This window comes from Burkholderia pyrrocinia (assembly GCF_018417535.1).
GTDB classification, from domain to species: domain Bacteria; phylum Pseudomonadota; class Gammaproteobacteria; order Burkholderiales; family Burkholderiaceae; genus Burkholderia; species Burkholderia pyrrocinia_E.
Genome location: NZ_CP070978.1, coordinates 1016085 through 1033125, shown reverse-complemented (window position 1 = coordinate 1033125; position 17041 = coordinate 1016085). Strand labels below are relative to the sequence as shown.

The following is a 17041-nucleotide window of genomic DNA, read 5'->3' as shown; positions in this document are numbered from 1 at the left end:
CGGATCCATTCATGTCCCATTCCGCTTCTCAGCCGCGGCCGCTGGCGTTTCGCGTGAACGGCACGCCGCACACCTTCGACGATGCGGCGCCCGACGCGCCGCTGCTGCTGGTCCTGCGCAACGACTGCGCGCTCAACGGCCCGAAATACGGCTGCGGGCTCGGGCAGTGCGGCGCATGCACGGTGCTCGTCGACGGGCAGGCCACGCGTTCGTGCGTCGTGCCGGCCGCCGCCGCGAGCGGGCGCGACGTCACGACGCTGGAAGGGCTCGGGTCGCGCGACGCGCCGCATCCGATCCAGCGCGCGTTCATCGACGAGCAGGCGGCGCAATGCGGTTATTGCCTGAACGGGATGATCATGAGCACGAAGGCGCTGCTCGACCGCAACCCCGCGCCGGACGATGCGGCGATCCGCGATGCGCTGCGTTTCAACCTGTGCCGCTGCGGCACGCACCTGGAGATCATCCGGGCCGTGCATCGCGCCGCACGCTATCTGCGGGACGGCGATGAAGCATGACCTGAGCCTGCCCGCCGAGCCGGAGCGTGTGGTGACGCACGCGCCGCGCGATGAAGCCGACGCATCGCGCACGCATCACGCACGCTACGAATGGCCGATCGGCGATACGCACGCGCAGGCATCGCTCGATGTCGAAACGCGGACCGCGCCCGACGGGCGGATGACGACGTGGCGCTATCGCGCGCAGGCATCCGGCGCGGTAACGGACGATCTTCGCAGTTCGACGACCGAGGGCACGGATTCCCGCCCCGCGTCGCCGTTCGTCTACCGGCACGCGCAGACGTCGATCGAATTGGCCGACGCCGGCCGCGCGATTCCCGGGCATGCGCACGTGTTCGCCCGCGAATCCTTCGTGGACGAACTCGCGGGCGCGTTGCGGCGCGACCCGGTCGCGTTGCGCCTGCAGCATCTGGATGCAGCGCGGGATGCGGGGCCACGCGAGATTATCCGGATGGTCAGCGAACGCGCCGCATGGGGCGCACCGGTCGCGGCCGACCCGAGCGTGCGTTCGCGCGTCAGCGGCCGCGGCTTCGCGTTCGATGGCGCCGGCGCGCGTGCCGCGCCGTCCGGCGACGAACGAGCGGACGACGATGCAGCACGTGATGGCGACACGCGCTGGTCCGCATGGGTCGTCGATCTCGATGTCGACCGCGCGACCGGCGACGTCGCGGTGCGGCGCGTCGTGGCCGGGCAGGGTGCCGGAGAGCCGGGCGGCGCGTCGATGGCCGGCGTGCCCGCGTGGCAGATCGAGGCGGCGATCTCGCGCGTGATGGGCGCACGCTTGTCCGCGCGGCCCGCGCATGACGAGACCGATGCCGGCGCGCAGCCGGGCGCGATTGCGCATGAACTGGTGGCGTTCGACGACGCGGCGCATCGCGCGCACGGCGAATTGTCCGCGCACGACGCGCGCCGGGTCGAGCAGGCGGCGGCACCGGCCGCGGCGGCGATCGCGAACGCGCTGTACGACGCGACGGGGGTGCGTTTTCGTGCACCGCCGTTCGATGCCGAGCGCATTCGCGCAGCACTCGCGCAACCGGCGTCGGTCGATTCCGGCGACGGGCTGCATGTCGCGCCGCGCCGCACATCGCACTGGCGCCGCTGGCTGGCCGGCGGCGGCGCGGGCGGCGTGGTCGGCGGGCTGATCGGGCTCGCGTGCGCGATCCTGCCGGGGCCAGCACCGATCGCACCGGTCGCGCCCGGCGGCGCGGATGGTGCGATGTGGAGCGCCGCGACACTCGAACGCGGCCGCCAGGTCGCGATCGCCGGCGATTGCGCGGTATGCCACACCGCGCCCGGCGGCGCGACCAACGCGGGCGGGCTCGCGCTCGATACGCCGTTCGGCACGATCTACACGACGAACCTCACGCCCGATCCGGAAACCGGTATCGGCACGTGGTCGTATCCGGCGTTCGCGCGTGCAATGCGCGAAGGCATCTCGCGCGACGGCACGCACCTGTACCCGGCGTTTCCGTACACGGCGTTCGCGCAGCTGAGCGAGCCCGACCTGCTCGCGCTCTATGCGTACCTGATGTCGCAGCCGCCGGTGAAGCATGTGCCGCCGAAGACGAAGCTGCCGTTCCCGCTCGACCAGCGGCGCCTCGTCGCCGGCTGGAACTGGCTGTTTCACGATGCGCGGCCGTTCGCGCCGGACCCGGCACGCTCCGCGATGTGGAATCGCGGCAAGTATCTGGTCGACGGCGCCGGGCACTGCGGCGCGTGCCACACGCCGCGCAACGCTCTGGGTGCGGAGAAGGGCGGCTTCGCGTACCTGTCGGGCGGCGAAGCGGAAGGATGGGTCGCGCCGCCGCTCGTCGCGTCGCCGGCCGCACCCGTGCCGTGGACCGAAGGCGCGCTGTTCGACTATCTGCGCACGGGTTTCTCCGCGCAGCACGGCGTGGCGACCGGGCCGATGGCGCCCGTCGTCGCGGGGCTCGCGTCGCTGCCCGAGACCGACGTGCGCGCGATCGCGCACTATCTGGCGTCGCTGTCGCCACCTGTCGAGGCCGCGGTGGCCGCCGACGTGGCTACCCGCCAGGCACGCGGCGCGGAAACCGTCGCGACGCTCGGCCTCGAAAACGGCCGTCGTGCGTTCGACGCGGCGTGCGCGGTCTGTCACGCGGAATCCGGCGGTGTCGGACATTTCGGCGTGCGCCCGCTGATGGGGCTCAACACGAGCGTCAGCCAGGCGACGCCGGACAACCTGCTGCGCGTGCTGCATCACGGGATCGACCAGCCGGCCACCGACCAGCTCGGCTACATGCCGGGCTTTGGCGACGCGTTCGACGACCGGCAGATGGCCGAGCTTGCCGCGTACATCCGCGCGCGCTATGCGCCGGGGCAGCCGGCGTGGCGGAACCTGGCGGAAGCGTCGGCGAGAATCAGGCAGGAGCGCGCGCATTGACCGGCGCACGGGCGTGAGCGTCCGAAATGGCGCACCGGCCGGGCAAAACTACTCACGAGTTGAAAACGGGCGCGGCGCCGGGCTGTAAATCTTGCCTGCGCTTGCGATCGTTTAACCATTCGAAACAATGTGTTCACTGAAAGGGGCATGATCTCCGGCGATCGAGCGGGCATACTGTGCCCATGTTGCTCAATACACGTCGAACCGACGTGTGCCTGCCCCCCATGTCCATTCCAGTTTCTTTCCGAACCCTGCGATGGTTGACCGTCGCGGCTGCCGCATGCTTGCTCGCCGCGTGTTCGACCGCTTCCGACGTGACCGCGACGTCGAACCCGAACGTGTTCACCGTGACGACGCGCACGGTCGGCGTGTCGACGACGTGGGCCGACGCCCATGAGAAGGCCGTCAACGAAGCCTCCAACTACTGCACGCAGCGCGGCATGCGCGCGAGCATGAAGCAGGAATCGCTGACCGGCGGCCGCCGTGTCGACGCGCGCTCCGAACTCGCGTTCGAGTGCCATCCGACCTTCGAGACGGCATCGAACCCGCGCGGTTGAACGACACGCGGCATGGCCGCGCGACCGTCGCCAGCAGCGGCACCTGCGTTTCCCTTTCCCCGCATGCAATCCGACCCGCGATACGCGCAAGCGCATCGCGGGTCGGCGCACGTCCGGCGTCGGCTGCGCAGGCTATGCGGGCTGCGCCTCGTACAGCTTCACGCACGCGGAGAAATCGAGCGTGCCGAGCCCCTGCTGGCTCATCGACTGATAAAGCTGCTGCGCGAGCGCGCCCATCCACACCGGCTGACGCGCGCTTCGTGCGGCTTCGGTCGCGAGTCCGAGATCCTTCAGCATCAGGTTCGCCGCGAAGCCGCCCGCATAGTCGCGCGCGGCGGGCGTCGTTTCGCTCACGCCCGGATACGGGTTACAGGTGTCCGAGCTCCAGCAGCGGCCGGTCGACGTGTTGATGATGCCGGCCAGCACGGCCGGCTCGATGCCGAGCGCGGCGCCGAGCGCCATTGCTTCCGACACGCCCATCATCGAGATCCCGAGCAGCAGGTTGTTGCAGATCTTCGCGATCTGCCCGGTGCCCGTGCCGCCGCAATGCACGACGTTCTTGCCCATGCCGAGCAGCACGGGGCGGATACGTTCGAACAGCGCGGCGTCCGCGCCGACCATGAAGGTCAGCGTGCCGGCCTGCGCGCCGCCGGTGCCGCCCGACACGGGCGCGTCGGCGAGCGGGAAATCGCGCTGCGCGGCGGCTTCGGCCACCGCGCGCACGGTGCCGGGATCGATCGTGCTGCAGTCGATCAGCGTCGCGCCGGCGCGCGCGCCGGCCAGCACGCCGTCGTCGCCGAGGTAGACGGCGCGCACGTGCTGCGCGGCCGGCAGCATCGTGATCACGATCGTCCCGCGCGCGGCCGCGTCGCGCGGCGAGCCGGCCGCCGTCGCGCCCGCGCGCACCGCGGCGTCGACCGCGTTCGCGTCGAGGTCGAACACGGTCAGCGTGTGACCGGCCTTGAGCAGGTTGGCGGCCATGGGGCCGCCCATGTTGCCGAGCCCGATGAATGCGATTTCCATGCGTAGCCTCCTCGTTGTCGACCGGACTTGGCGCTTCAGCGCTTAGTCCGGTCCCATGCTTCGCGGTCGACCGGACTTGGCGCTTCAGCGCTTGGTCCGGTCCCATGCTTCGCGGTCGACCGGACTCGGCGCTTCAGCGCTTGGTCCGGTCCCATGCTTCGCGGTCGACCGGACTCGGCGCTTCAGCGCTTGGTCCGATCCCATGCATCGCTCAGCGCAGCGCGATCGTCGTGTTCACGCCGCCGGCCGTCGCGTCGTCGTCGAACCAGCGCGCGGTGACCGTCTTCGTCTGCGTGTAGAACTGCACGACCTGCTTGCCGTACGGGCCGAGATCGCCGAGCTTCGAGCCGCGCGAACCCGTGAAGCTGAAGTAGGGCACCGGCACCGGAATCGGGATGTTGATGCCGACCTGGCCGATGTCGATCTCGCTCTGGAACTTGCGCGCGGCCGCGCCGCTCTGCGTGAACAACCCAACGCCGTTGCCCATCGGGTTGCGGTTGACGAGTGCGATTGCTTCGTCGAGCGTGTCAGCTTCGAGCACGACGACCACCGGCCCGAAGATTTCTTCCGTATAGATCGACATGTCGGTCGTCACGCCCGAGAAGATCGTCGGGCCGACGAAGTTGCCGTGCTCGTAGCCGGGCACCTTCACGCCGCGGCCGTCGAGCTCGAGCTTCGCGCCGGCCTTCACGCCTTCGTCGATCAGCGCGGTGATGCGCGCAAGCGCGGCCTTCGACACGACGGGCCCGACATCGGTGCCCGGCTCATGACCGGCGTTGATCTTCAGCACCTTCGCCTTCTCGACGAGCTCGGGCAGCCAGTCGCGCGCCTGGCCGACCAGCACGACGACCGACGTCGCCATGCAGCGCTGGCCGGCCGCGCCGAAGCCCGCGCCGACGAGCGCGTTGATCGATTGTTCGCGGTGCGCATCGGGCAGTACGACCGCGTGGTTCTTCGCGCCCATCATCGACTGCACGCGCTTGCCGTGCTGGCTGCCGAGGTTGTACACGTGCGTGCCGACGCGCGTCGAGCCGACGAACGAGATCGCCTTGATGTCCGGATGCGTGCACAGGCGGTCGACCACGGTCTTGCCGCCGTGCACGACGTTCAGTACCCCTTTCGGCACGCCGGCCTCGATCGCGAGTTCGACGAGTTGCATCGTCGACAGCGGATCCTGCTCCGACGGCTTCAGCACGAACGTGTTGCCGCACACGATCGCCATCGGGAACATCCACAGCGGAATCATCCCGGGGAAGTTGAACGGCGTGATGCCCGCGCACACGCCAATCGGCTGGCGCAGCGTGTAGGTATCGACGCCGCCCGCGACGTTCTCCGCGAATTCGCCTTGCTGCAGCGTGCCGATCGAGCAGGCGTGCTCGACCACTTCAAGGCCGCGGAAGATGTCGCCCTGCGCGTCGGGCAGCGTCTTGCCTTGCTCGGCCGTCAGCGTGTGCGCGATCCGTTCGAGATTGCGGCGCACGAGATCCTGGAACTTCAGCATGATGCGCAGCCGCGCGCCGATCGCCGTCGTCTTCCACGTCTGGAATGCGCGCTGCGCGGACGCGATCGCGGCGTCGACCTCATCGAGCGTCGCGTACGGTACGCGCCCGAGCGTTTCCTGCGTTGCGGGGTTGACGATGTCGCCCCATTCGGCGCTTTGCGATTCGACGAACGCGCCGTCGATCAGCAGCTTGGCGGTGGGCAGGGCGAGGGTGGTCTGTGGAACTGCGGCGTTCATGGAACTCTCCGGAAAGCGCTGTGGCAATGAAAAAGGGAGCCTGCGTTCGCCGCGCGTGCAGGCACGGCGAGCAGCAGGACGAACTGAAATCGATCGGATACCGGCTCGCGTGTTCAGGCGCGCGCCGGCCGCATCAGTGCGGTACACACGAGCGCGAACACGCCGAAGCCGACGAGGTACGCGATCACGTAGTGCGGCTGGCCGCCGCCGGCCTTCAGCAGCGACGTCGCGATCATCGGCGCGAAGCCGCCGCCGATCACGCCGGCGAGCTGCACCGACAGCGAGATGCCGCTGTAGCGGATTTCCGCCGGGAACTGCTGCGCGAACAGCAGCGATTCCGGCGCATAGAGGATCGGGAACACGACGCCGAGGCCGAGCACGATCGCCCACCATGCGTACGACGTCTGCTGCGTGCCGAGCATCATGAAGAACGGCGCGGCGAACGCGCACATCAGCACGAGGCCGATCGCGAACATCCGGCGCTGGCCGATCTTGTCGCTCAGGTGGCCGCACAGCGGCATCGTGACGAGCGACAGCACGGCGCCCGCGGTGATCGCGTGCAGCATCCCGGCCTTCGGCAGATGAAGCTGCTGCGTCGCGTACGCGAGCGCGAACGTGACGACCATGTAGAACCACGTGTTCTCGGCGGCGCGCGCGCCGACGATCGTCAGCACCTCGCGCGGATGGCGGCGCAGCGCGGCCGTCACCGGCGACTTCTCGGCCTTGCCCTGGCGCTGCATCTTCTCGAAGTCGGGCGACTCGGGCACTTTCGCGCGGATGAACCAGCCGAGGCCGACCAGCGCGATGCTCGCGAGGAACGGCACGCGCCAGCCCCACGACAGCATGTCGGCTTCCGGCAGCGCGGCCACCGCGGCCATCGCGACCGACGACAGGATCAGGCCGAGCCCGACGCCCGTCTGCGGCAGGCTGCCGAACAGCCCCTTGCGGCCCTTCGGCGCGTGTTCGACGGCCATCAGCACCGCGCCGCCCCATTCGCCGCCGACGGCCATCCCCTGCAGGAAGCGCATCGCGATCAGCAGCGCGGCCGCCCAGTAGCCGATGCTGTCGTACGACGGGATCAGCCCGATGATCATGCTCGGCACGCCCATCAGCAGCAGCGTGATCATCAGCATCGACTTGCGGCCGATCCGGTCGCCGAAGTGGCCGAACACGATGCCGCCCATCGGCCGCCCGATGAAGCCGACCGCGAACGTGCCGAACGCGGCGAGCGTGCCGACGACGGGGTCCAGCGACGGGAAGAAGATGCGGTTGAACACGAGCGCGGCGGCCGTGCCGTAGAGGAAGAAGTCGTACCACTCGATCGTCGTGCCGGCCATGCTGGCCCAGCCGGCCAGCAGGTAGTGCTTCGCGGTGCGTTCGGGTGCCGGCGCCGCGACTGTCGCATGCTCATCGAGGGTGGATCGCGTCTGCATGGTGTCTCCGTGGTGGTTGCCGCGGCTCGTGGTCCGCAGGTCACGGTCGAGTATAGTTATGCGCAGATTCATCATGTACCGATAAAGAAACCGGTTGGATATGCATTTATGCATATCGATGGCCGGCCCGGAGACTCCAGCCCCTTTTCCCTCGCCGATGCGACATGCCACCGAGCCGGTTTCCGGCAACCTGAACTGGGACGACCTGCGCTTCTTCCTCGAAGTCGCGCGCACGCAGCGCGCGAGCGGCGCCGCGAAGCGGCTCGGGGTCGATTACACGACCGTCGCGCGGCGCATCCGCGCGCTCGAGGCCGCGATGGGCACGCTGCTGTTCGACAAGTCGCGCTCCGGCGGCTTCACGCTGACGGCCGAAGGGCAGCGGCTCGTCGCGTATGCCGATGCGATGGAGACGACCGTGCAGTCCGCGTGCGATCAGGTCGCGAACACCGGCACGGCGTTGTCGGGCCACGTGCGGATCGGGTCGACCGAAGGGTTCGGCTGCTTTTTCCTGGCGCCGCAGCTTGCGCAGTTTCGCGCCGCGCATCCGCACGTAACCGTCGACCTGCTGCCTGTCCCGCATTTCGTCAACCTGCCGAAGCGCGAGGCCGACCTGGCGATCACGCTCGAGCGGCCCGAGCGCGGGCCTTACGTGGTCACGAAGCTGTGCGACTACCAGTTGCGGCTCTATGCGACGCGCGACTATCTCGCGAACCACGCGCCGATCACGTGCACGGACGATCTCGCGCGGCACGCGTTCATCAGCTATGTCGACGATCTCGCGTTCAGCAGCGAGCTGCTGTACCTGGACCGCGCGGTGCCGGGCGCGACGGCCGGGCTGCGCACGACGAGCGTGATCGCGCAATATTTCGCGGCGCTGCAGGGCGGCGGGCTCGCAATCCTGCCGTGCTTCATGGCGGCCGCGCAGCCGGCGCTGGTGCCCGTGCTGCCGGACGACGTGGTCGTCACGCGGTGCTTCTGGCTGACCTGCCGCGAGGATCTGCGCAAGCTGAGGCGTGTAACGGCGCTGTGGGATTACCTGCGCGCGGCGGCGGAGGCGAACCGGGAATGGCTGATGGGCGAATCGGGGAAGTTGAAATTCGTCGGCGAGCCGGCATAGCGGGTGTCGGAAGCGGCGGCGATTCGCCGGGCGATCGCTGCAACGGCGCTCGCGCGGCACAAGGCGGCCGCGACGGCTATCATCCGGTCATGGCCGCACCGCCAGCCGCCAGGAGAGTGTCGTGGAAATTCATTCGCAGTGGACCTTCGATTGCCGGCCCGAGCATGTGTGGCCGCATTTCCTCCATGCCCGGATGGACGACACGCGGCCGTTGCTGTTCCGCCTCGGCGTGCCGAAGCCGGTCAGTTGCCGCGTGCTCGAAGGCACGCCGGCCGTTGGCAACACGCGCCAGTGCACGACCGATCGCGGCACGATCGACCAGCGGATTCTCGTGCTCGACGAGAATCGCCGGCTGCGTTACCGGATGGTGTCGTCGACGGTCTGGTGCCGCGACTGGGTCGGGCTGCTCGAGGACGAGTTCACGCTGACGCCAATCGAAGGCGACAAGACGCGTGTCGAGCGGCGCACCGTGTTCAGCGCGCGCGGCATCCTCTTCCGGCCGGTTCGGCAGATCGGGTTATGGATCGCGCTGCTGCAGGCCCACCGGTATGCGGCGCGCAACTGGCGGCGCCTCGCGATTGCGGCAAAGGGGCGTGCCGTCGCGACGGAGCCGGCGCCCGGGGCCTAGCGCCTACGCGTAATAGATTTGCCCGATATCGGTGTCGCGCGCCTGACCCTTGCGCTCGGCCTCGATGCGCGCATCCGCGAAATCGCGCGTGCACAGATCCGGGCGGCCCAGCGCATTCAGGATGCTCGACGTGCGCCACGCCGGCAGCCAGTCGGACCATGAAAGCCGCACGCCAATGATCAGGGCCAGCAGGACGCCCATCATGAGCGGCCCGCCCAGCAGCATGAACAGGTCGAGTTCGAGGTCGGAAAACCCGCCGTCGCCGGTCCAGAGCACCAGGAGCATCATCGGGACGAGCAGGCAGTTCACGCCGATGAACGACCATTTCCAGGCCAGCCACAGCGAGTGCGTCAGGCCGGCCAGCCCCGTATCGCCGCAGGCGTAATCCATCGCCAGGAAGCGCCGATCGGGAGACGACAGCGCAAACAGGCGGCCCTGCCGGTTGATGACGGCCACGACTTCGTCGCCGACCTCGAAGCATTGCCCGCCCAGAAAGCCACGGTACGTTGCCCCGCCGATTTCGATTTCCACCGGGAGTTTGGCCACGACGATCCTGCCGTTCTTGCCGACGGTCACGGATGCGTTCTGCGAGACGTAGGTTTTGCTGTCGCGGATATTCGCGTACGACCACGTTGCCGGGTGCGCGATCTTGTCGGCGTCGGCGTTCAGTTTGGCAAGGATGCTGTCTTCGTTGCCTTGTTGAAAAACCAGCGCATTGGCCGCGGCGCCGTTGCCGGTCAGGGCGGCCATGATCGGCACCACGTTGTGCGTGAACCAGTAGCCGAGCGATTTCTTCCTGGCTTCCGGGTCCGCCGGCGGGATCGGATGGCCGTCGGAACTGTCCTGATCAGGGCGTTCGAGGAAGCGCAGCGCGGTCAGCTTGCCTTCTACCAGATGCAGCGGAGATGACATACGGGTGGGCGAATCGGAAAGGGCCGTGGTTGCGGAGTCTAGCAGTCGCCGGCCTTGCCGTGCCGCCCGTCGGGTGGGTCGTCAGGCGCCGCCGACGCTCAATCGGGGCAACCGAGCCGATCCGCGAGTTCGTTCAGGTCCCTGACGTCGAAGTCCCACGCGTCGTCGGCTTGCAGGTCGGTCGTCTGGCCGGGCCCGTGTTCGGTCGGCCGCAGTACGAACGCGGTCGACAGCCCGAGCCGGCGCGCGGCGGCGAGATCGCCGTTGTGCGCCGCGACCAGGCACAGCTCGGCCGGCGCGACGCCGAGAATCTCGACCGTGTCGCTGTACACCTGCGGCGACGGCTTGTACGCGCGCACGACTTCCGCGCCGAGGATCGCGTCCCACGGCAGCCCCGCGCGTTTCGCGACGTCGACCATCAGCCGGATGTTGCCGTTCGACAGCGGCGCGATGATGAAGCGCCGCTTCAGCCGGTGCAGCGCGGCGACGGCGTCGGGCCACGGATCGAGGCTGTGCCACGCGAGGTTGAGCGCATCGATGTCCGCGTCGGGCACGTCGACGATCCCGTAGCGGTCGAGCGTGCGCACGAGGTTCTCGCGATGCAGCACGTCGAGCCGCACGTAGCGGCGGCGCCCGCTGCGGATTTCTTCCATCGACGGCGAATATTCGGCCCGCCACGCGTCGGCGAACTCGAACGGATCGAGCGCCGGCGCGTGGCGATCCAGGAAGGCGGCAGCACCGCGTGCGACGCCGCTTCTCCAGTCGACGATCGTTCCGAAGACATCGAAAACGAGCGCCTTGATTTCGTTGGGGGGCATCATGCGGTCCTTGATCGAGCGGGGGATCGGGGCATGGGGGTGCTGCGCAGCCGACACGGATCGGCGCAGTGTTTCGCGCACATTAAACCATGTAAGCGAAGGATGCACATGTGGCGCGCTGCCGGCGGCGTCCTGTCTTGATGGCTAGCGGATCGGGCGCTGCATGACGACGAGATCGCCGGCGAACTTCGGATTGCTCGCGCGTCGAAGCTCGGTAAAGCCCTCGCGCTGCCAGAATGCATGCGCGCGAAGATTGGTCGAAACGACCGCAAGTTGCGCCGTGCGGTAGCCCCACTCGCGCGCCATCTCGACCAGCAGCGTGAGTGCGGCCTTGCCATGACCGCGACCCTGAGCCGCTTCGGCGAAGAGCAACAGGCCGATCCGGATGCAGTCGCCGGTCGGATACGAACGAATGACATCGGCGCAGCCGATCATGTCGTGTTCGAGAAAGAATCCGAAGACCGATTTGTGGGCCGGATCGATGCCCGCCGGCTTGCCGGAGAAGAAATCGTCGACATCGTCGGCGGAGGGCGAGCGGCCTTCGACGAGTTGCGCGTACGAAGGCGCTTCAAGAAAGACGCGCAAGACATTCGCGCGGTCGCTGGCCGATTCGCCGGTCAGCGGGCGGGCAGTGAGCATCGTGGGCTTGCGGACGAGCGACGGGAAGCACGATTCCAAGCCGGCCTGTCGTCATCGGCCGGTTGCAGTCGTTCGATGACCCCGGCAGAATGGCTGCTCGTTGGGGCCGCCGCGCTAGCCCGATCCGCCCGCCTGCGTCATTTCAATGTTGCTACCGCTCATTTTTCTGCCTGCGATGCCGTGTGACGGCCGCATGTATGCCGACCAGATCGAAGCGCTCAAGGATCTTGTTTCGCCTGCCGTAGCGGTATTGGCGCATGCGACGTTCGCGGAGAGTGCCGAGCGTCTGCTGGCCTCGACAAAGGGGCCGTTCATTCTGGCTGGCACGGCATATGGCGGATGCGTCGCGATGGAAGTGTTCGCGAGAGCGCCCGATCGGGTCCGCGGACTCTGGCTGATGAACTGTCAGCCGGGCGTTCATCCGGATCCGGACGCCGTTCGTGCCACCAGCCGACGCATTCGTGCAGGCCAGCACGAGCGCGTGATTGCGGAGTTTGCCGAGCACGCAATCCCTGCGCACGATGTCACGTCGCGGGCCGCGTTCATACAAATGGCGCGAGATGCCGGCGCGGACCTGTTCGCCCGTCAATCCGACGCCACGCTGACACGTTCCGATCACTGGCCGACACTCGCGTCGAGTCAGGTCCCGACGTTGCTCATATGGGGTGCCGCAGACCGCTTCGTCCCGGTCGGCGTCGGCCTCCGCATGGCCAGCCTGATGCCCCACGCCCGCTTCGAGTCGTTGGGCGGATGCGGTCATTTCCCGACCATGGAGCGGCCGTCACGATGCACGGCGATCGCGCGCGAGTGGCTGATCCAGTCAATCATTCAAGAAACATGAACGAACTCGTCGCCGGACTCGATTCATGGATCATTCAGGACGGAAATTACGGTGACTTCCAGGTCGGGGAGTCGTGCCGGCTTGCCCTGGCGTTCAACGGTACGGCGTTGCGACCTTCTGCTGCGCGCGTCATGCGGTGCGAGCCCGTGCGGGGTTCCTTCTGCAACGTTGTGGCAAGGATCGTCTTTTCGGCGCCGAAAGTGTGGGTCGTGGACTTTGGCGTCAAGGCCTATTGCGAGGCCAGGCCGCCGCGTTTCGCGAATGTCGGAGATTGGGTCGAAGGCGAGATATGGGTCGGCGTCGATCCGTTCTTTTATATGGATCGCTTGCACCGGATGCCGGGGATGCCGGACCTCTTCATAGACTGGCATGTCACGAGAATCCGGCTGGAAACGACACCGTGGGTCGAGGAAACCTCGGGAGGACAGACTCGCTTGAAACGCGACGTCGAACACGAGGCATGGGTGGACAAGAACGCAACGAACGCGGGCCGTGACGACGAAGGTCGAGGTCGCTACCTGCTGTCGCTATCGAACGCGACGCCCGCGATACGGGGCCCGATTTGAAGGCTTTCGGCGATTTCGAGCGGACGTTCAAGGCGACCGGCCGGCTGCCGCTGAAACTGTCGACGATGCCCGACACGGTCGGCGCGCTGCATGCGGCGCCCGCGAGCGTGTCGGTCGCGGCCGCGATCGATGCGCTGAAGGTCGTGACGGGGCCGCATCCGGGCGCGGACGCCTGAAAGCGATCGAAGCAGCGCTCCGCAACAATCCGACGAATCGCTTTCGACGAATGCATGCGGCACGCGCGTGCGCGCCCGAGGCCGTCGCACGGCGCGCAAGTCTTTCGGCAAGCTGACTGGCGCACGCGAGCGGCACGGCAACCGCGCGTAAGCCCTGATGCATGCGGATGCGCGGGGTGTCGCGGATTGGTGTTAAATACATTTCGGCGCGCCCAGGCTCGGCGCGCATGCGGGGTTCACCGGGCATCGGCGTAAACCCGGAGCGAAAACGGCACGAACGATCGAAAACGAATCGGGCGCATCAGACCCGATCGGACAGACGGCAGGATTCATCTTGAATACCGAACCGCAAAGTTCTCGTTACAGCCTCGGCCTCGCGGCGGAAGTGCTCGCGTCCGAGCAAAGCGTGCTGAGGCTGATCACGCGCAACACACCACTGCCGGAACTGTTGATCGAAGTCTGCCGGCGCGCCGAGACTTTGCTCGGCGACGGCGCATCGTGCACGATCCTGCTGCTCGATACGGACGGCGTGCATGTGCGTGTCGGCGCGGCGCCGTCGTTGCCCGCGCAGTACAGCGCCGCGATCGACGGCGCGTCGATCGGGCCCGCCGCGGGCTCATGCGGCACGGCGATGTACGAGCGCCGGATGGTCGCCGTCGAGGACATCGAAACCGATCCGCTGTGGGCCGACTACCGTTGCGTCGCGTTGCCGCTGGGTCTGCGCGCGTGCTGGTCGGTGCCGTTCCTCGACGAGGCAGGTACCGTGCTCGGCGCGTTCGCCGTCTATCACCGCACGCCGCGACGGCCGAGCGACGAGGAAACCGCACTGTTGCGCGATATCGGCAACAGCGTCGGCCTTGCGGTTCACCAGGACCGGATGGTGCGGCAGCTCGCGCGCAGCGAGGAACATCACCGGCTCGTCGTCAACAGCCTGAACGAAGGAATACTCGTCGTGTCGCGCGACGGCGTCGTGATTGCGAGCAACCCGAGCGCGAACCGGATGATGCGCGTGAAGGGCGACCTCGTCGGCCGCCGGCTGTCGACGGTGATCCTGCGCAAGCTGTACGAGGACGGCACGCCGATCGCGCCGGACGACTGGCCGAGCCGGCTCGCGCTCATGACGGCCACGCCGCTGCTCGGTTACACGGTCGGCTTCGGCCTTGCGGACGGCGACATCATCTGGGTGCGCGGCAACGCGGTACCGATCGTGAAGCCGGGCGAGACGCAGGCCGATTCGGTGCTCGTGTCGTTCAACGACATCGGCCCGGTGCGCGAAGCGCAGCAGCAGTTGCGCTACCTGGCGACGCGCGATGCGCTGACGGGTCTCTACAACCGCCGCTGGCTCGCCGACCGGATGCGCGAGCTGTTCGGCAGGCACGATGCGGCGGCCGGGCCCGCGCGCGTCGCGATCCTGTTCATCGATCTCGTCGGTTTCAAGAAGGTCAACGATACGGCCGGCCACGACGCGGGCGATGCGCTGTTGCGCAGCGTCGCGTCGCGGCTCGCGGGCTGCGTGGGCAGCCGGCATGCGCTCACGCGTGTCGGCGGCGACGAGTTCGTGATCCTCGTCGACGACTGCGACGATCCCGACCGTCTCGCGGTGCTTGCGCGCGAGGTGATCGACGCGATCGCGAAGCCGTTCGCGATCGCGAACAACGAGTACTGGCTCGGCGTGTCGATCGGGATCAGCGTCGCGCCGCGCGACGGCGACGACGCGGTCACGCTGATGCGCAACGCCGATTCGGCGATGTACGACGCAAAGCAGCACGGCCGCAACCACTTCACGTTCTTCACCGCGCAGCTCAACCTGCGGCTGCAGCGCCGCTTCGCGGTCGAGCAGTCGCTGCGGCGCGCACTCGCGTCGGACATGCTGCGGCTCGCGTATCAGCCGGTCGTCGATGCGCGCAGCGGCCGCACGGTCGGCGCCGAGGCGCTGCTGCGCTGGACGTGCCCCGAACTCGGGCCGATGTCGCCGACGGAATTCATTCCGATTGCCGAAGATACGGGGCTGATCGTCGCGATCGGCCAGTGGGTGCTCGAAACCGCGTGCCGGCAGGCGGCCGAATGGCGCCGCACGATCGCGCCCGACCTGATGCTGGCCGTGAACCTGTCGCCGCGGCAGTTCCACGAAGGGCTCGTCGAATCGGTCGGTCGCTGTCTCGCGCAAACGCGGCTCGATCCGTCCGCGCTCGAACTCGAGATTACCGAAGGACTGCTGATGAACGACACGGACACCGTGCTGCCGATGCTCGAAGCGCTCACGGACATGAACGTGCGGATCTCGGTCGACGATTTCGGCACCGGCTATTCGTCGCTCGCGTACCTGAAGCGCTTCCCGCTGCACAACCTGAAGGTCGACCGCTCGTTCGTGTCGGGCGTGCCCGATCATCACGACTCGGTCGCGATCACGCAGGCCGTCGTCGCGATGGCGCATTCGCTCGGAATGAAGGTCACGGCCGAAGGTGTCGAGACGCAGGCGCAATCGTGGTTCCTGCAGCAGATCGGTTGCGACATGCAGCAGGGCTACCTGTTCAGCCGGCCGCTCGACCCGAACGACTACGCGCGCCGGCTCGGCGCCGCGTGAGCGCGGCGCGTCAGTCGTCGCGCGGCGCGCCGAACCCGCCGGCGCCGGGTGGCGGTGCTGCATCGATCTCGACGCGGTTCTTGCCTTCGTGCTTCGCGCGATAGAGCGCGCGGTCGGCCGCCTCGATCAGCACGGTCGTCGGCAGGCCGGGCGCCGGCACGATGCTCGCGCCGCCGATGCTGATCGTCACGGTGTCGCCCGTCGACGAATGCGCGTGCCGCAGCCTGAGTGCCTCGACCGCGAGACGGATCTTCTCGCCGAGCAGCCGCGCGGCGCCCGGCGACGTGGCCGGCATCACGACCGCGAACTCCTCGCCGCCGAAGCGCGCGGCGAGATCGCCCGACTGGCCGAGACAGCGCTCGATGGTCGACGCGATCTGCTTGAGCACGCTGTCGCCCGACACGTGCCCGTACGTGTCGTTGTACAGCTTGAAATTGTCGACGTCGATCATCAGCAGCGACAGCTCGCTGCGCTCGCGCGTACCGCGCCGCCATTCGGCGGCCAGGTATTCGTCGAGATAGCGCCGGTTGGACAGCCCGGTCAGCCCGTCCGAGTGCGTGAGGCGCCGCAGTTCGAGATTGGCCTCGAGCAGTTGCTGCTGCGATTGCCGCAGCGCGCGATAGGCCTCGTCGCGCTGCAGCAGGTTCACGTACGAGCGCGAGTGGTAGCGGATGCGCGCGACGAGCTCGATGCGGTCGGGCAGCTTCACGAGGTAGTCGTTCGCGCCGGTCGCGAATGCGGCGCTCTTGATCACGGGCTCTTCCTGCGTCGACAGCACGATGATCGGCACGTCGCGCGTCGCCGGATTCGCGCGGTACGCCTTCACGAGGCTCAGCCCGTCGGTGCCGGGCATCACGAGGTCCTGCAGGATCACGGTCGGCCGCGTCTCGATCGCGGTGGCCATCGCGTCGTCCGAGCGCGGGCAGTAGTGGAAGTCGATGCCTTCCTCGTCGACGAGCGCGCGCCGGACGGCTTCCGCGACGATCGTCTGGTCGTCGACCAGCAACACCATTGCCGGCACGTCGGCGGGCGGCATGTACGGGCCGCCTGGCGGGCGAGTCAGGTCGCTAGTCATGATCGATGCGGGTTGTCG

At 68.1% G+C, this 17041-nt stretch carries 16 protein-coding genes; 9 read left to right on the top strand and 7 right to left on the bottom strand.

From position 1 onward, the window contains the following. The first annotated feature begins 11 nt into the window (after nt 1-11). The 3 genes from JYG32_RS22725 (at nt 12) to JYG32_RS22715 (ending at nt 3473) form a co-directional block, all read left to right on the top strand. On the top strand, nt 12-515 hold the full coding sequence (locus JYG32_RS22725; RefSeq protein ID WP_213267054.1) for a (2Fe-2S)-binding protein: 504 nt from the start codon (nt 12-14) through the stop codon (nt 513-515). Further along, on the top strand, nt 505-2916 hold the full coding sequence (locus JYG32_RS22720; protein ID WP_213267053.1) for a c-type cytochrome: 2412 nt from the start codon (nt 505-507) through the stop codon (nt 2914-2916). Before JYG32_RS22725 ends, JYG32_RS22720 begins: the two co-directional genes overlap by 11 nt. Before the next feature lie 224 nt (nt 2917-3140). Then, the gene (locus JYG32_RS22715; protein WP_213267052.1) at nt 3141-3473 is read left to right on the top strand and encodes a hypothetical protein; all 333 of its coding nucleotides are present in this window, start codon (nt 3141-3143) and stop codon (nt 3471-3473) included. Nucleotides 3474-3605: 132 nt separating this feature from the next. Here the strand turns inward: JYG32_RS22715 and mmsB are convergent, their stop codons facing one another. The 3 genes from mmsB to JYG32_RS22700 form a co-directional block, all read right to left on the bottom strand. Further along, nucleotides 3606-4496 carry a 3-hydroxyisobutyrate dehydrogenase gene (gene mmsB, locus JYG32_RS22710; RefSeq protein WP_213267051.1) on the bottom strand — a complete coding sequence of 297 codons (891 nt, stop codon included), beginning with the start codon at nt 4494-4496 and terminating at the stop codon, nt 3606-3608. 211 nt (nt 4497-4707) lie between these two features. Then, entirely contained in the window at nt 4708-6234 is a 1527-nt protein-coding gene (locus JYG32_RS22705) for a CoA-acylating methylmalonate-semialdehyde dehydrogenase (protein ID WP_213267050.1), read from the bottom strand. A 113-nt stretch (nt 6235-6347) separates the two neighbouring features. Next, nucleotides 6348-7667 carry an MFS transporter gene (locus tag JYG32_RS22700; RefSeq protein WP_174382017.1) on the bottom strand — a complete coding sequence of 440 codons (1320 nt, stop codon included), beginning with the start codon at nt 7665-7667 and terminating at the stop codon, nt 6348-6350. A gap of 157 nt (nt 7668-7824) precedes the next feature. Between JYG32_RS22700 and JYG32_RS22695 the strand changes: the two genes are divergently transcribed. Both JYG32_RS22695 and JYG32_RS22690 read left to right on the top strand, forming a co-directional pair. Then, the gene (locus JYG32_RS22695) at nt 7825-8784 is read left to right on the top strand and encodes a LysR family transcriptional regulator (RefSeq protein ID WP_213267049.1); all 960 of its coding nucleotides are present in this window, start codon (nt 7825-7827) and stop codon (nt 8782-8784) included. 121 nt (nt 8785-8905) lie between these two features. Then, the gene (locus JYG32_RS22690) at nt 8906-9412 is read left to right on the top strand and encodes a hypothetical protein (protein ID WP_213267048.1); all 507 of its coding nucleotides are present in this window, start codon (nt 8906-8908) and stop codon (nt 9410-9412) included. Nucleotides 9413-9415: 3 nt separating this feature from the next. Here JYG32_RS22690 and JYG32_RS22685 read toward each other — a convergent pair whose 3' ends face one another. The 3 genes from JYG32_RS22685 to JYG32_RS22675 all read right to left on the bottom strand — a co-directional run bounded on the left by JYG32_RS22685 (nt 9416) and on the right by JYG32_RS22675 (nt 11781). Beyond that, nucleotides 9416-10324, bottom strand: a complete 909-nt coding sequence (locus JYG32_RS22685; protein WP_174382014.1) for a hypothetical protein — start codon at nt 10322-10324, stop codon at nt 9416-9418. 98 nt (nt 10325-10422) lie between these two features. After that, nucleotides 10423-11145 (bottom strand): haloacid dehalogenase type II, encoded by a 723-nt coding sequence (locus JYG32_RS22680; RefSeq protein ID WP_213267047.1) that lies wholly within the window; start codon nt 11143-11145, stop codon nt 10423-10425. Between the two features lie 141 nt (nt 11146-11286). After that, on the bottom strand, nt 11287-11781 hold the full coding sequence (locus JYG32_RS22675; protein WP_213267046.1) for a GNAT family N-acetyltransferase: 495 nt from the start codon (nt 11779-11781) through the stop codon (nt 11287-11289). Nucleotides 11782-11926: 145 nt separating this feature from the next. Here JYG32_RS22675 and JYG32_RS22670 point away from each other — a divergent pair, with 145 nt between their 5' ends. The 4 genes from JYG32_RS22670 to JYG32_RS22655 all read left to right on the top strand — a co-directional run bounded on the left by JYG32_RS22670 (nt 11927) and on the right by JYG32_RS22655 (nt 15948). Beyond that, entirely contained in the window at nt 11927-12622 is a 696-nt protein-coding gene (locus JYG32_RS22670) for an alpha/beta fold hydrolase (protein ID WP_174382010.1), read from the top strand. Next, nucleotides 12619-13188 (top strand): hypothetical protein, encoded by a 570-nt coding sequence (locus JYG32_RS22665; protein ID WP_213267045.1) that lies wholly within the window; start codon nt 12619-12621, stop codon nt 13186-13188. Before JYG32_RS22670 ends, JYG32_RS22665 begins: the two co-directional genes overlap by 4 nt. Then, nucleotides 13185-13364 carry a hypothetical protein gene (locus JYG32_RS22660; protein ID WP_249744847.1) on the top strand — a complete coding sequence of 60 codons (180 nt, stop codon included), beginning with the start codon at nt 13185-13187 and terminating at the stop codon, nt 13362-13364. The genes JYG32_RS22665 and JYG32_RS22660 overlap by 4 nt, the downstream gene beginning before the upstream one ends. A 334-nt stretch (nt 13365-13698) precedes the next feature. After that, nucleotides 13699-15948: a putative bifunctional diguanylate cyclase/phosphodiesterase gene (locus JYG32_RS22655; RefSeq protein ID WP_213267044.1), complete on the top strand. Its 2250-nt coding sequence runs from the start codon at nt 13699-13701 to the stop codon at nt 15946-15948. A 10-nt stretch (nt 15949-15958) separates the two neighbouring features. Here the strand turns inward: JYG32_RS22655 and JYG32_RS22650 are convergent, their stop codons facing one another. Further along, nucleotides 15959-17023: a diguanylate cyclase domain-containing protein gene (locus tag JYG32_RS22650; RefSeq protein WP_283842740.1), complete on the bottom strand. Its 1065-nt coding sequence runs from the start codon at nt 17021-17023 to the stop codon at nt 15959-15961. Nucleotides 17024-17041: the final 18 nt, after the last annotated feature.